The organism is Pseudomonas sp. GD03842, assembly GCF_029841165.1.
In the GTDB taxonomy this organism is placed as follows: domain Bacteria; phylum Pseudomonadota; class Gammaproteobacteria; order Pseudomonadales; family Pseudomonadaceae; genus Aquipseudomonas.
In genome coordinates this window covers 67,795-81,522 of sequence record NZ_JAOCEA010000007.1, presented here as the reverse complement: position 1 = coordinate 81,522, position 13,728 = coordinate 67,795, and the positions used below count along the sequence as shown (strand labels likewise).

General features: G+C 63.0%; 16 protein-coding genes. 7 read left to right on the top strand and 9 right to left on the bottom strand.

Annotated features, from left to right (window positions below):
• The first annotated feature begins 216 nt into the window (after positions 1-216).
• The 4 genes from N5D61_RS11900 to N5D61_RS11885 all read left to right on the top strand — a co-directional run bounded on the left by N5D61_RS11900 (position 217) and on the right by N5D61_RS11885 (position 4,417).
• A complete protein-coding gene (locus tag N5D61_RS11900; RefSeq protein WP_279892849.1) occupies positions 217-1,740 on the top strand; it encodes an amino acid ABC transporter permease/ATP-binding protein in 1,524 nt (507 codons plus the stop codon).
• 35 nt (positions 1,741-1,775) lie between these two features.
• Positions 1,776-2,657, top strand: coding sequence for a phytanoyl-CoA dioxygenase family protein (locus N5D61_RS11895; RefSeq protein WP_279892847.1), 882 nt, complete (start codon positions 1,776-1,778; stop codon positions 2,655-2,657).
• Positions 2,658-2,808: 151 nt separating this feature from the next.
• Entirely contained in the window at positions 2,809-3,633 is an 825-nt protein-coding gene (locus N5D61_RS11890; protein ID WP_279892846.1) for an ABC transporter substrate-binding protein, read from the top strand.
• Positions 3,634-3,685: 52 nt separating this feature from the next.
• Positions 3,686-4,417: a class II aldolase and adducin N-terminal domain-containing protein gene (locus N5D61_RS11885; protein ID WP_279892845.1), complete on the top strand. Its 732-nt coding sequence runs from the start codon at positions 3,686-3,688 to the stop codon at positions 4,415-4,417.
• Positions 4,418-4,453: 36 nt separating this feature from the next.
• Here the strand turns inward: N5D61_RS11885 and N5D61_RS11880 are convergent, their stop codons facing one another.
• The 4 genes from N5D61_RS11880 to N5D61_RS11865 all read right to left on the bottom strand — a co-directional run bounded on the left by N5D61_RS11880 (position 4,454) and on the right by N5D61_RS11865 (position 7,572).
• The gene (locus N5D61_RS11880; RefSeq protein ID WP_279892844.1) at positions 4,454-4,846 is read right to left on the bottom strand and encodes a VOC family protein; all 393 of its coding nucleotides are present in this window, start codon (positions 4,844-4,846) and stop codon (positions 4,454-4,456) included.
• Between the two features lie 137 nt (positions 4,847-4,983).
• On the bottom strand, positions 4,984-5,337 hold the full coding sequence (locus tag N5D61_RS11875; protein WP_108238575.1) for a hypothetical protein: 354 nt from the start codon (positions 5,335-5,337) through the stop codon (positions 4,984-4,986).
• Positions 5,338-5,482: 145 nt separating this feature from the next.
• Positions 5,483-6,865: an ATP-binding protein gene (locus N5D61_RS11870; RefSeq protein ID WP_279892842.1), complete on the bottom strand. Its 1,383-nt coding sequence runs from the start codon at positions 6,863-6,865 to the stop codon at positions 5,483-5,485.
• On the bottom strand, positions 6,862-7,572 hold the full coding sequence (locus tag N5D61_RS11865) for a response regulator (protein WP_279892840.1): 711 nt from the start codon (positions 7,570-7,572) through the stop codon (positions 6,862-6,864). The genes N5D61_RS11870 and N5D61_RS11865 overlap by 4 nt, the downstream gene beginning before the upstream one ends.
• Positions 7,573-7,738: 166 nt before the next feature.
• Here N5D61_RS11865 and N5D61_RS11860 point away from each other — a divergent pair, with 166 nt between their 5' ends.
• Complete coding sequence (locus N5D61_RS11860; protein ID WP_279892838.1) at positions 7,739-8,521, top strand: VacJ family lipoprotein; 783 nt, start codon at positions 7,739-7,741, stop codon at positions 8,519-8,521.
• On the opposite strand, the gene N5D61_RS11855 is transcribed toward N5D61_RS11860, so the two are convergent.
• From N5D61_RS11855 to N5D61_RS11845, 3 genes are all read right to left on the bottom strand, one after another.
• Complete coding sequence (locus N5D61_RS11855) at positions 8,508-8,969, bottom strand: Hsp20 family protein (RefSeq protein WP_279892836.1); 462 nt, start codon at positions 8,967-8,969, stop codon at positions 8,508-8,510. The two genes, N5D61_RS11860 and N5D61_RS11855, sit on opposite strands and share 14 nt — an antisense overlap.
• Before the next feature lie 138 nt (positions 8,970-9,107).
• Positions 9,108-9,611, bottom strand: coding sequence for a thioredoxin family protein (locus N5D61_RS11850; protein ID WP_279892833.1), 504 nt, complete (start codon positions 9,609-9,611; stop codon positions 9,108-9,110).
• A 97-nt stretch (positions 9,612-9,708) separates the two neighbouring features.
• Positions 9,709-10,605, bottom strand: coding sequence for a LysR family transcriptional regulator (locus N5D61_RS11845; protein ID WP_279892831.1), 897 nt, complete (start codon positions 10,603-10,605; stop codon positions 9,709-9,711).
• A 132-nt stretch (positions 10,606-10,737) separates the two neighbouring features.
• On the opposite strand from N5D61_RS11845, the gene N5D61_RS11840 reads away from it, so the two are divergent.
• Complete coding sequence (locus tag N5D61_RS11840) at positions 10,738-11,466, top strand: SDR family oxidoreductase (RefSeq protein WP_279892829.1); 729 nt, start codon at positions 10,738-10,740, stop codon at positions 11,464-11,466.
• Here N5D61_RS11840 and N5D61_RS11835 read toward each other — a convergent pair.
• Positions 11,460-12,371, bottom strand: coding sequence for an AraC family transcriptional regulator (locus N5D61_RS11835; protein ID WP_279892827.1), 912 nt, complete (start codon positions 12,369-12,371; stop codon positions 11,460-11,462). The genes N5D61_RS11840 and N5D61_RS11835 overlap by 7 nt on opposite strands.
• 96 nt (positions 12,372-12,467) lie before the next feature.
• Between N5D61_RS11835 and N5D61_RS11830 the strand changes: the two genes are divergently transcribed.
• Positions 12,468-13,232, top strand: a complete 765-nt coding sequence (locus N5D61_RS11830; protein WP_279892825.1) for an SDR family oxidoreductase — start codon at positions 12,468-12,470, stop codon at positions 13,230-13,232.
• A gap of 58 nt (positions 13,233-13,290) precedes the next feature.
• Here N5D61_RS11830 and N5D61_RS11825 read toward each other — a convergent pair whose 3' ends face one another.
• On the bottom strand, positions 13,291-13,725 hold the full coding sequence (locus tag N5D61_RS11825; protein WP_279892823.1) for a GNAT family N-acetyltransferase: 435 nt from the start codon (positions 13,723-13,725) through the stop codon (positions 13,291-13,293).
• Positions 13,726-13,728 lie beyond the last annotated feature (3 nt).

The window sequence follows — 13,728 nt, the reverse complement described above, 5'->3', positions numbered from 1 at the left end:
CGCCCGCCGGAGCGCGGATCTGCCAGTGCATCCTTGTGGTGCGCGGCAGTGCCGGTGCGACATTGCATCGGTTCTGCCTACTCACTGGCGCGGTTAATCCTAATTGACCGGGAGCGACCCTCTCCACGAATCTCGTTTCAACGGTGCGCCGGGTAGCGGGTTCTGACGGAACGCCCCCGGTTGCACATTCAGATTGATTAGTTGAGCGCGGCGACGATGACTTTTGACTGGAATTACATGTTTGGTTTGCTCCTCGACGCCGAGTTCTGGCGTGCGACATGGACCGTCATCAAGCTCAGCTTCGCCACCTGGATTCTCAGTATCGTATTCGGCTTCTTCGTGGCCTTGGCCAAGCAATCGAAGCGCCCGGCGCTGAATGCACCGGCGCGGGCCTACATCTGGTTGTTCCGCAGCATCCCGCTGCTGGTGCTGCTGATCTTCGTTTATAACGTGCCGCAGGCGTTCCCATCGGCCTCGGTCGTGCTGGGCGATCCGTTCTGGGCAGGCTTGCTGGCGATGGTCATGTGCGAGACCGCCTACGTGGCGGAGATCCATCGTGGCGGCCTGCTGTCGATTCACAAAGGTCAGACCGAGGCCGCAAGAGCGCTGGGCCTGCGCTTCCTGGGCACGCAGTGGCGGGTGGTCATTCCGCAGGCGCTGCGTGTGGCGTTGCCGTCGTTGGCCAACGAATACATCTCGATCGTCAAACTCAGTTCGCTGGTCTCGGTGATCTCGCTGACCGAGATTCTCATGGTCGGCCAGCGCCTCTATTCGCAGAACTTTCTGGTCATGGAGACCATGGCGGCGGTGGCGTTCTATTACGTCCTGATCGTCACCGTGTTCGACTACCTGCTCAAGCGTCTGGAGCGCCACCTGGACGTCACCCAGCGCAACGTCTCGCGCACCCCGGACGCTGAAGTGCTGGCGCTCGCCACCCAGCCGAGCAAGGCACAACCGCGTCCGGCAACCACCGGTGTCGAAGCGCCCGCGTTGCAGGCCAACCGCTTGCACAAGGCCTACAACGATGTCGAAGTGCTGGGAGCAGTGAGCCTGAAGATTCAACCCGGTGAAGTGGTGTCGGTGATCGGCCCCTCCGGCTCCGGCAAGACCACGCTGATTCGGCTGCTCAACGGCCTGGAGCAGATCGACAACGGCGACATCCAGATCAACGGTCAGCCCTTCATTCACCTGAACAAGCAGGGTGCGCAGAAGCCCGAGTACGTCGAGCACGCCGAACACCGCCTGAACATCGGCATGGTGTTCCAAAGCTTCAACCTGTTTCCACACCTCAACGTGCTGGACAACCTGCTCATGGCCCCGCGTTACCACCGCATGGGGACGCTGGCCGAGCTCAAGCAACAAGCCTACGCGCTGCTGCACAAGGTGGGCATGCTCGACCATGCCTGGAAGTACCCGAGCCAGCTTTCCGGTGGTCAGCAGCAACGCGTCGCCATTGCCCGCGCGCTGATGATGCGTCCGCAGATCATGCTGTTCGACGAACCGACTTCCGCCCTGGACCCGGAGAAGGTCAACGAGGTGCTGCAAGTCATCGAGGCGCTCGCTCAGGACGGCATCACCATGGTGATCGTCACCCACGAAATGAACTTCGCCTTCAAGGTTTCCGACCGCATCGTCTTTATGGAGAAGGGGCGCGTGGTCTGCGACGACAAACCCCAGGTGTTGCGAAACGGCCATAACCCCCGGGTCGACGCGTTCCTCAAGGACGTCTCGCTGGCGTGACCCCCTCATCGTCAAGTTTTGGAAAAGGTAAGCACATGATCGAGCAAGCGCAGATTGAACAGTTTCACCGCGACGGCGTTCTGGTGGTGGAGGGGGTCCTCTCGGCCGAGGAAGTGGCGGCGTTGCAGCACGACTTCGACCAATGGGTGGAGGAGAGCCGCAGCCATGAGCAAGGCTGGGGCGAGACCATCGATGGCCGGGCACGTTTCGACCTTGAGGGCGACCATCGCGCCGATCATCCATCGCTGCGCCGGGTCAGTTCGCCGACCGAGATCTCGCCCGCCTATTACCGGGTGGCGCTGCAGTCGCGCATGGCGCAGATCGCTGCTCAATTGATCGGCGGCAGCGGGGCGCGCTTCCACCACAGCAAGATCAACTCCAAGCTGCCGCACACCGCGACCCAGGTGAAGTGGCACCAGGACTTCCTGTTCACGCCTCACAGCAACGACGACATTGTCACCGCGCTGCTGATGGTCAGCGAAGTCACGCCGGAAAACGGCCCGCTGAACGTCATTCCCGGCAGCCACAAAGGGCCGCTGTGGTCGCATTGGCATGACCAGCGCTTCACAGGCGCGGTCGATGACCAGGTGGTCGCCGAGCACTGCCAGGCCCCGGTGGCCTGCTTCGGTCCAGCCGGTTCCGTCTGCTTCATGCACACCCGTTTGCTGCACGCTTCAAGCCCTAACGAGACCGAGCTGCCGCGCACTCTGTTCATCGGCGTCTACGCCGCAGAGGACGCACTGCCATTCGGCGAAAACCCTCTGCCCAGCAAGCACGCCGGCCTGATGGTGGCCGGCGAAGAAAGTGGCCTCGTGCGTTCCACGGCCAATCAGGTGCGATTGCCGCAAAAGCCGCGCGGCGCCTCTTTCTTCGTTCAGCAGGCCGGACAAGATCAAGCTTCTGCCCAGGGGATGTGAGAAAAGTCGCTCGGTGAATGTCAGGCAAGGTGAAACAGGTGAGGTCGCGCATGTCTATGCGCCCCCCGAGCCTGTTTTCCCTGCAACCTGACAGCGCACAGTCACTTTTCCTGCAATGCCTCAACAACCTTTAACCTTGCGGGGATACACCATGCACAAGTTTGTTCGCCCAATTGCTTTGAGTCTGGTTGGCGCAGCGGTCGCCATGACCTCGTTGGCCGCTTCGGCCTTCCAGCAGGAAGGCAAGCTGATCGCCGGCTCCGACGTGACCTTCTTCCCCTACGAGTACATGGACAACAACCGTCCGGCCGGCTTCGACATTGAGTTGCTCGACGGATTGGGCAAGATCATGGGGCGCAAGGTCGAAACCGTCGACACCCGTTTCCCGAACCTGATCACCGGTTTGCAGGGCGGGCGCTTCGACGTCACCAACTCCTCGATGTACATCACCGCTGAGCGGGTGAAAGTCATCGACATGGTCCCGTACCTGAAAAGCGGCGAATCGATCCTTTCGGTCAAGGGCAGTGACTACCAGCCCAAGCGCCCGGAAGACTTCTGTGGCCACAAGATCGGCTCCATGGCCGCCACCTCCTGGCTGCAGCAGATGCACAAACTGTCGGACGAGTACTGCGTCAAGAACGGCCTGAAACCGATCGCAATCAGTGAATACGCCACTGACCCGCAAACCACTCAAGCGATGCTGGCACACGCGGTCGAAGCACAGATTACCGATGCGGCCGTTGCCCGTGGCGTGGTCGACAAGCTGGGCAATCGCGTGGTGATCTCTTCCGATACCCTGATCTACCCGGTACTCAACGGCTTCGGTGTGAAGAAGGGCAATGACGAGGTCAAGGCCGCGCTGGTCGACGCCTTGGCCAAATACTCGAAAACGCCGGAATACGCGGCCTTGCTGAAGAAGTACAACTTCCAGGCGCCGACCGATGCGGACATCGCCGAGCTGATGCCTAAACCCTGACCGGAACTGAGTGCGTGCCGCGCTGCATCGGCGGCACGTCGGAGAGCGACCCATGGCGTTATCGATTGAAGAACAGGCGCGCATCGACCTGGCCGCGACGTTTCGCATCGTCGCGCACCTCGGGATGCACGAGGCGGTGGCCAACCATTTCAGCGCCGCGGTCTCGGCCGACGGCAAACAGTTTCTGATCAACCCGAAGTGGAAGCACTTTTCCCGGATCCGCGCCAGCGATCTGCTGTTGCTGAACGCCGACGACTCGGCCTGTGCCGCGCATCCGGAGGTGGACGCGACGGCATGGTCGATTCACGGGCAGATACATCAGCGGTTGCCGCACGCGCGGGCCGTGCTGCATTTGCATCCGGTCTACACCACGGCGGTGGCCTGCCTGGCCAAGCCTGAGGTGTTGCCGGTCGACCAGAACACCGCCCGCTATTTCAATCGGGTGGCGGTCGATGAAATGTACGGCGGCATGGCCGACACCGAAGCGGAGGGCGCACGGCTGGCCGGGTTGCTGGACGGCAAGCGCCGCTTGTTGATGGGCAACCACGGCGTCATGGTCATCGCCCCGGACATTGGCGAGGCGTTCGACGACATCTGGACCCTGGAGCGGGCATGCCAGATCCTGGTGACGGCCTGGTCGACCGGGCAACCGTTGCGGGTGCTGTCTGACGAGGTCGCCGAAAAGACCGCGAAAGGCTGGGAAAAGATCACTGATTTTTCCCGTCGCCATTTCGAGGAAATGAAGCAGTTGATGATCGACGTGGACCCTTCGCTGCTCGACTGACGTCAAATCCGCCGGGGGGCGGCCCAGCCCAAAGATTCAGGATTCGGAAGGCGTGAGCAACTCGGATATCTCGATCAGATTCAGGTCCGGGTCGCGGACATACACCGAGCGGATGGGGCCTGTGGCGCCAGTGCGTTGAACCGGCCCCTCGACGATCGGCCATTGCTCGGCCTTCAGGTGCGAGATCACCGCGTCGAGGCCGATGCTGGCGATGAAGCACAGATCCAGCGCTCCCGGCACCGGAAGGTGAGCCTTGGGCTCGAATTCGCGACCGCGCGCGTGCACATTGATTTTCTGTTGACCGAAACGAAAGGCCAGCCGGCCATTGCCAAAGGTTTCCGGCTGCATGCCCATGACCCGTACATAAAAATCCTGGCAGGCCTGGACATCGATGGTGGTCAGGACGAGGTGGTCGAGATGGTCGATCATGGTGAACTTCACTCTTGGCGTTGAGAGGCTGAGAGTGAAGCACGGGGGCAGGGTGGCCGTCTTCAGCAGAATCGGACCGTCGCCGCTCAAGACGGCGTGCGGCAGCCAGGTGTCAGGCTGCCACGGGGGAACAGGGATTAGCTCCTCAGGTCGGTTCGTTTATCGCCACAGGGCACTTTCTGCTTTTCATCCGGGTGGAACTCACCCTTCACGGCCAACTCGCCCAAACGCTGTGTCAGCGCGCGCTCGACCGTTTCGACAGCCTGAGCGTCGTTCAGGTCGTCGACCAGCAGCCATAACCGAGGCAGGTTCTGGAAAAAGGGGTCGTCGATCTCGACGTCATCCGTCAGGTCCCGTTCCATGCGCCAGATGCATTCGCGTTGAGAGGTGTGCGGGTCCTGCGGCCAGGTTTCCGAGGTGGTCAGCCAGACTTCATAGAAGTCGTGAAGGTTGGTTTCTTCCAGTTTTTCCAACGGTACGAATGTGTTCACGGCGTCACCTGTCTACGAGTGAATTACGCGGCAGCGTGGATTTCGATGCCTGCCCCCCCGCACCGCTGACGGCAGCGCAGGCGTTCACCTTAGGGCCTCACAGGTCCGGGAGAGTTCCATCGACTTGCCCGCACAGGGACAGGCGTCATGTGCCGGGCAAGTCGGGGCGAGGAACGCCCTGCGGGGGTAACTGAACAATGACCTCCAGGCCACCGCCGGCGCGCGCGGCCAGGCGCAGGCGCCCTCCATGCTCCAGAACGATCGCACGCGCGGCTGGCAGCCCGAGGCCCACGCCGCCGGTGTTCCTGTTGCGTGAGGCCTCCAGGCGAAAGAACGGTGCGAAGACCTGCTCCTGGTATTCGGGCGCGATGCCAGGGCCACGGTCGGCGATGCGAATCTCGATGCAATCGGTTCGAGCGTCCAGGCTCATCACTGGCTCGCGGCCGTATTTGGCGGCATTGTCGATCAGGTTGACCAACGCACGCTTGATCCCAACAGGCCGCCCCCAGTAAACGAAGCGCGGCACGCTGTTCAGCCCGACCTCGACACCGGCGTCCTTGAAGTCGTCGACGAGGGTGTGCAACAGCTCCGCCAGGTCGAAGGCGGTGGCCGGTTCCAGCCGTGCATCGTCGCGAAAGAAGTTCAGCGCCGAATCGACCATCGCTCGCATTTCGTCGACGTCACGGAAGAGCCGCGCTTGCTGCTCCGGGTCGTCGATGAATTCGCCACGCAAGCGCATGCGGGTCAGCGGGGCGCGCAAATCGTGGGAGATGGCCGCGAGCATCTGGGTCCGGTCGTGCAGGAAATGCTGGATTTGCGCCTGCATGGCGTTGAAGGCGACGATCGCCTGGCGAATTTCCTGCGGGCCGAGCTCAGGGATCGGCGGGGCCCTGAAGTCTGTGCCGAAGCGTCGAGCCCCCTCGGCGAAGCGCTCCAACGGTGTCGCCAGGTAGCGTGTGGCGATGAGAACGACCAGCAAGGTCGAGGACAGCATCAGCGCGAACACGATCAAGTTGCGATAGACCGCCGAAAGCCCCCAGCTGCGGCTGGGCACCGAGTACATCACCCACGAGCCATCGCTCAGTTCGAGCAGCAGCGCGTAACGCCCTTCGCCTTGGGTGGACCAGTCGCGGGGTTCGTAGGCTTCTATGCGGGCGTCGGGCCGGTTCAACAACTGGCGCAGCAGCGGGGCGCCGGAGCGGAAGTCCGGGTCATCGATGGTTGGCAGGCCTGCATCTTCGCGGCGGGGCAGCCACTGGGCATCGAAGGCCTGATCACGGGTCGCATTCGCGAGCGCCGGCCGCTGTTCACGGGGCACGGCGTCGATGATGCGGGTAATCGCCGCGACTTTTTCCATCAGGCCGGTTTCCGTCAACGGTGGCCTGGCCCATACCCCGCCCAACAAACTGAATGCGCCATTCAAGGCCAGCGACGTCAGCATCGCGGCCAGCGTGGTCAGGGCGATCCAGCGCGCGACGGTGTCGGCCGGCCGCCACCGCCTCGCTTCGACCCACGCCCTGCGGTTCATCGGCCCACCACGTCGGGGGTGAACAGGTAGCCCACGTTGCGGATGGTGCGAATCATCGGCGTGCCCGCCAGATCGGCTTCGAGCTTGCGACGCAAGCGGCTGACCTGCACGTCAATGCTGCGGTCGAAGGCGTCGTGGGTCTCCCCGCGAGCCATGTCCAGCAATTGTTGACGCGACAGTACGCGGCGCGGGTGCTCGGCGAACACCAGCAACAGCTCGAATTCCCCTGCCGACAGCGGAATCATGACGTTGTCCGGTGAACGCAATTCGCGGCGGGTGACATCCAGATGCCAACCGGCGAACGCTAGGATCGGGCGCGGGGTGTCCAGTGGCGCACTGCGTGTATCCGACGTCCTGCGCAGCACGGCGCGTACCCGGGCCAGCAGCTCGCGGGCGTCGAACGGCTTGGTCAGGTAGTCGTCTGCCCCCAGCTCGAGCCCGACGACCCGATCGCTCGCCTCGCCAAGCGCCGTCAGCATGATGATCCCGGCGTCGTACTCGGCACGCAGCCGCTGGCACAGCAGCAGGCCGCTGGTGCCCGGCAGCATGACGTCAAGAATGACCAGGTCGGGTACGCGCCGCGCCACGGCCTGCCACAGGGCTGCGCCATCGATGGCGACCTCGACGCTGTAGCCATGTCGCACGAGGAATTTCTGCAACAGGGCGAGGACTTCAAGGTCGTCGTCGACCAGAATCAAATGGCTCACGATGGACAGGCTGCCGGACGGGAAACAGGTGCCTATCTAAAATCATTCAGCGGTCGGCGTCATATATTTCAATCCGGAAACAAAGCGACACCCTTGCAAGAATCCAGCAATCATCGGGCAAACAATCGCGGGCAGTCTCGGCAGCAGTCCTTGTCGAGATGCCCGCATGCCAACGCTCAATGCTGTTCCGCCCTGTGTTCGTATCGTCACCCTCGGGGCTCTGGCGCTCCTGGCCAGTGCCTGCACCACGCAACCTCCTTCCCCGGCAACGTCCTGCGAGCAGGTCGACTATGAGGTGCACGATCCCGCCGAAACCGTCAACCGCGGGATTTTTGCTTTCAATCGCACGGTCGACGATTACGCCCTGGCGCCGGTGGCCCGTGGCTATCGGCACCTGCCGAGCGTCGTTCAAGCGGGGGTGCATAACTTCGTCGCCAACTTCGGCGAACCCAAGGTCTTCATCAACGATGTGTTGCAGGGCAATGCCCGGCGCTCGGTGAACACCTTGGGGCGGTTTGTCATCAACACCACCGTGGGCCTGGTCGGGCTCATCGACGTTTCTGGCAAATTGGGCATCGAGCGGCACAAAGCCGATTTCGGGCAGACGTTTGGTGTCTGGAGCATCGCCAACGGCCCCATCGTCGAACTGCCGTTGCTCGGCACGGCCAACCTGCGGGACGCCACCGGCAAAGTGCTGAGTTTTGCGGTCGACCCCTTCGGCGACAACAGCGACACCGTGGAGACGCTCAGCACCGTCAACACGGTGGGAGGCATCGTCGACGGGCGCGCCGAGGCGCTACCGGTCACTGACAAGCTCAAGCAGGCGCCGGATTATTACGTGGCGCTGCGCGATGGCATGGCGGCAAAACGGGCACGCTTCGTCGATGAAGGTCGCGCGGGGGCAAGCACTTCGGCGGGCAGCCCTTGTGGCTCGGTCAATGGCGATTGACCTGCCGTCGGGAGGGCCCGTCATCAGGGGTGTGGATGCGGATGTGTCGGGCGCGAGGGGCGTCGGGCACGACCCGCAAAAGGAACACGATCAGCAGGCCGTTTTCGAACGTTGCGCCCTGCACCTCGATGTGGTCCGCCAGGTGAAACACCAGGCGAAACGCACCCTGAGCGATGCCTCGATGCAGATAGGTGGCGCCGGCGTCGACCTGGCGCTCGGCGCCGCAGACCGTCAGCACGCCTTTTTCCACCTGCAGGTCCAGGTCGTCGGCGGACAGGCCGGCGGCGGCGATGACCACCCGGTAATGGTCGTCACCGTAGCGTTCAACGTTGTGAGGGGGGGAGCCCATGGCGGTTTCGCTGTGCAGCGCTGATTCGAAGAACGCGTTGTATCGATCGAATCCCACCGATTGACGGAACAGAGGCGCCAGTGAGCTTGCAATGGCCATGTCCGAATCTCCCGACGATGCCCAGTGATCGAGACGCGAGTCGCTAAATCGGCTACGCACACTAAGCAGTAAGGCTCATCGGTGGAAAAAAACAAGCGCGGCGCCCACTTTTTCAAGCCCTGCCCACTGCCGCCGGACTTAACGGGCGTGTTCGAAGATCGCCAGCAGGTCCTCGACGGTGCTCTCCACATAGAGGCCTGCGCGATAGGCCGGCTTGAGCGCGTCGCCGCCTTGGACCACCGCATCGGGGCGCTCGACGAAGCGCCCGATCACTTGAAAGTCTCGATCGAGCACCAGCACGAATGGGATGGCGACCCGCTCCAGCGCCAGGTGCGTTTTCAAAGCGTCTTCGGCGCGCGCCTTGGTGATGATCGATAATGTGACGGACGGCGCAAAGCGTTGCAGGCTGTCCATGACGGCGAGGTTGATCTGGCAATCCGGACACCACATTTCACCGGCCGCCAAGAGAAAAAAAGCGTCATCCAGCGCTGCCAGACGGTGTCGCGTCCCGGCGCTCAACGCTTCCGGCGATGCCAGCTTTCGCTGAACCGCCCACACGGCGTCGATCTCATCGGGCAGTCCGTGGCGGACGAAGTCGTCGAACGTTTGCCCGATAGCAAACAGGTCCTGGTACGAGGTCATGATCAAGGGCTCATTGGCAAATGCGATGGACCATCCCACCAGAAACGGACGGCCACCGCAATCTGATCCCGGCTCGTTGCTCGAAACCGTCGTGGCATCAGGCTGACGGCCCCGATTTGCGCACATGGTCGACCAACGCCCGCAGCTTGGGTGCAAGGTTGTGGCGGTTGGGGTAGTACAGGTAGAAGCCCGGAAATGGCGGCAGGTATTCGTCCAGGACGGTGACCAGTTCGCCACGTTCGAGATAGGGGCGGAAGGTGTCCTCGATACCGAAAGTGATCCCGCCGTCCGCCAACGCGGTCCGCACCATGAGCAGCATGTCGTTGGTGGTGATTTGCGGTGACACTGCCACGTCGAACGCGCGGCCGCGGTCACTGAACTCCCAGCGCCAGGGCGCTACGTCCGGTGCACGGCGCCAGCCGATGCAGCGATGGGCCGTCAGGTCGCGTGGGTGCTGAGGCCTGCCGTGGCGCGCCAGATAGGCAGGGCTGGCCACGGCCACCTCCCGCTGTTCACCTGTGACGGGAATGGCAATCATGTCTTGTTCGATCACTTCGCCGAGCCGCACACCGGCATCGAACCCCCGCTCGACGATATCGAAGGTTTCATCCGTGACGGTGACGTCCAGCGACACCTCGGGGTAAGCCTCTACGAAGCCTGCGATCAGCGGGCCATCCAGGAAGCGCTCGGCGATCGAGGTCACGGCGATCTTCAGCAGGCCTCGGGGCGGCCCTTTCAAGGCTGCGTCGTCGAGGGCGCAGGTCAACGACGCCAGCGCTTGCGCCGTCTGTTGATACAACGCCTGGCCGGCCTCGGTCAGCCGCACGTTGCGGGTAGAGCGCTGGACCAGCGACACCCCGAGGCCGTCTTCCAGCCGACGAATGCTCTGGCTCACTGCCGAGCGGGTGACATCCAGCCGTTCGGCGGCGGCGCGGAAACTGCTCAGTTGCGCCACGGCCGCAAAGGCCTTCAACAAATTGAGATCCGTCTTCATTGGTAAGCAACTCATAGGTCGGCATGTCATTGGTTAGCAACGCTAACCCATTCGGTCAGTTTTGAAAGACTTATCGCGACAGTCTGGGTTAGTTACCGTATTCGTCAACCTCACTGACACAGGTAATTTTCCATGACGATCGACAAAATCATTCTGATCACCGGTGCTTCCAGCGGTATTGGCGAAAGCATCGCTCGCGAACTTGGAGCTGCCGGTGCAACGCTGCTGTTAGGGGCGCGGCGTACCGAGCGGCTGCAGGCACTCGTCGATGAAATCAACGCCGCCGGCGGGCAAGCGGAATATCGTCGGCTGGACGTCACCGACAAGGCTGACGTCGAGGCCTTCGCTCAGCACGCCCGCAACCGCTGGGGGCGGGTGGACGTCATCATCAACAATGCGGGCATCATGCCGCTGTCGCCCATGGCGGCGATGAAAACCGAAGAGTGGGACCGCATGGTCGACGTCAACATCAAGGGCGTGCTGCATGGCATTGCGGCGGTATTGCCGGAATTCACCCGGCGTCGAGCAGGGCACGTGATCAACATGGCCTCTGTGGGTGCACTGACGGTCTCGCCGACGGCGGCAGTGTATTGCGCCACCAAGTTCGCGGTGCGCGCGATCTCCGACGGGTTGCGTCAGGAGTCGCCCGACATCCGCGTGACATGTGTCCACCCCGGTGTGGTAGAGAGCGAACTGGCCTTGACCATCACCGATGAGGTCGCCAAGCAGGCGATGGAAAGCTACCGGGCGGTCGCGCTGACGCCGGACGCCATTGGCAGGGCCGTGCGCTATGCCATCGAGCAGCCGGACGACGTCGACGTCAACGAAATCGTTGTACGGCCGACGCGTTCGGCTCAGTGAAGCGCGGCGTATCGACCCGGTGGCATGCCGACATGGCGGGTGAACGCGACGCCAAAGGCGCTGACCGAGCGGTACCCCACGCGGTCGGCGATCTCGCTGATGGCCTGTTCGCCCTGGCGCAGCCAGCGTTTGGCCAATGCCATGCGCCAGGTCAGCAGGTACTCCATGGGCGGCATGCCCACTGCACGGCCGAAGGCTTCGAAGAACGCTGAGCGCGACATGCCCGCCGCGCTGGCCAGTTGCGCGACGTTCCAGGGTTGAGCGGTCTGTTCATGGATGCGGTGCAGCGCCAGCGCCAGCTTGGGGTCGGACAGCCCGCGCAACAGGCCGGGCGAGGGCGCGCTGGAGCCCGTCGAGCGCAGGGCTTCGATCAGGAGGACCTCGAGCAACCGTGCCAGCACAATGTCCCGCGCCGGCCGTTGCGCGCGCGCTTCATCACCGACCAATTGCACCAGTGTGGCCAGCCGTTGCTCGCCCCGAACATGCACCCAGCGGGGCAACAGCGGCACCAGCAAGGTGGCGTCCTGTGAGCCGAACACGCAATGGCCCACCAGCATGCGCACCGTCACCGGCGCCTCGGGATCACCCACGCGCACGCCGCCGGGGATCGGGGTCAGCGGTGAAGTGATGGCTTCGTCTGCGGCGGGTGGCAGCCGATCAAGGCTCGATGTGGAGAAGGCGCGCGCGGCAGGGATCAGCACGAAATCACCCTCCGTCAGGGTCATGGTGTCTTCGTCCTCGGCGTTCTCCACGGTCAGTCGACACGCGCCTTCCAGCACAACGAAATAGAAGGGACGCCCGGTCTCCGAGCGCCTGACCGCCCAGGGCGCGGAAGCAATCACTCGTTTTGAAAAGGGCGCTGTCGGCTGCAGCAACGAGACGACTTCTGCCAAGGGGTCGACCATCTGGACTGTCTCGACAAATAACAGGACGTTGAAGTGTATTCCGTCTGGCAACTTCGTTCTATGGTGGGCTTGTCCCTCATTCCTTGGAGTTTGCACATGACCACCGCTTCCACCGTCTTGATTACCGGCTGTTCGTCTGGCTTTGGCCTGGACATTGCTCGTTTCTTCCTCGACCAGGGTTGGAACGTCATCGCGACGATGCGCACGCCCCGGGCGGATCTGTTCGAGCCTTCGGAGCGCTTGCGTTTGTTGGCACTGGACGTGACCGACAGTGGCAGCATTCGACGCTGCCTGGACGAAGCAGGCCCCATTGACGCGCTGGTCAATAACGCGGGCATTGGTTTGCTAGCCCCTGTCGAAGGTCTTTCGTTGGCCACCGTGCGCGAGGTCTTCGAAACCAACACCGTCGGTACCTTGGCCATGACCCAAGCGGTATTGCCTGATTTCCGCCAGCGACGGGCGGGTGTGGTGGTGAACGTGACCTCCACCGTGACCTTGAAATCCTTGCCGTTGCTGGCGGTGTACACCGCCAGCAAGGCCGCGGTGAATGCCTTCACCGAATCGCTGGCGCTGGAACTGGAGCCTTTCGGTGTGCGGGTCCGGTTGGTGTTGCCGGGGCGGGCACCGGACACACGCTTCGGCGACAACGCGCGGCGTCTGATGGCCGCGGACATCCCTGAAGCGTACGTGGCGTTCCGCGATCAGGTCTTCGCCAGTGTCCGCGATACGAGTACGCCGGTCACCCATGCTCGGGATGTTGCGCAGGCTGTCTGGCGCGCAGTGACCGACCCTGCCGCACCGATGCGCATCCCTGCAGGTGCCGACGCCGTGGCACTGAGCCAAGCCACCGGCCAGGCGTGATCTGGGAACCCCGATCGATCGCCATGGGCGTCGGCCCCTGGCCGTCAGCGCCAGCGCTTCATGCGTTCTCGTTGCCGGGGCGGGTGAAGGAGTAGCGGTCGATGTCCTGCCGCAACTGCCAGCCGCGGTTCAGCCAATAGCGGGCCGCGGCATCGTTGTCCTTGAGAACGTCCAGATGGCATTTGCCGATGCCCAGTGCTTCCAGGGCGGCCAAGCACCGCTGAACCAGTGCGTCGGCAATGCCCCGCCGCCTGAACGCGGGCAATACCAGCAGATGTTGCAAATAACCCCGTCGCCCATCGTGGCCGCACATCACACAGCCGCACAGCCCGGCCTCGGTTTCAGCGACGAAGCTCATGCCGGGGTTGCGTTGCAGATAACGGGCCGTGGCCTCGCTCGAGTCGGCATCCCGGATAGAAATGCCGGGTGTCTGGCGCATCAGGGCGAGGACAGCATCGTAATCGTCCAGGGTCATCACACGAATGTGGGTCATCAG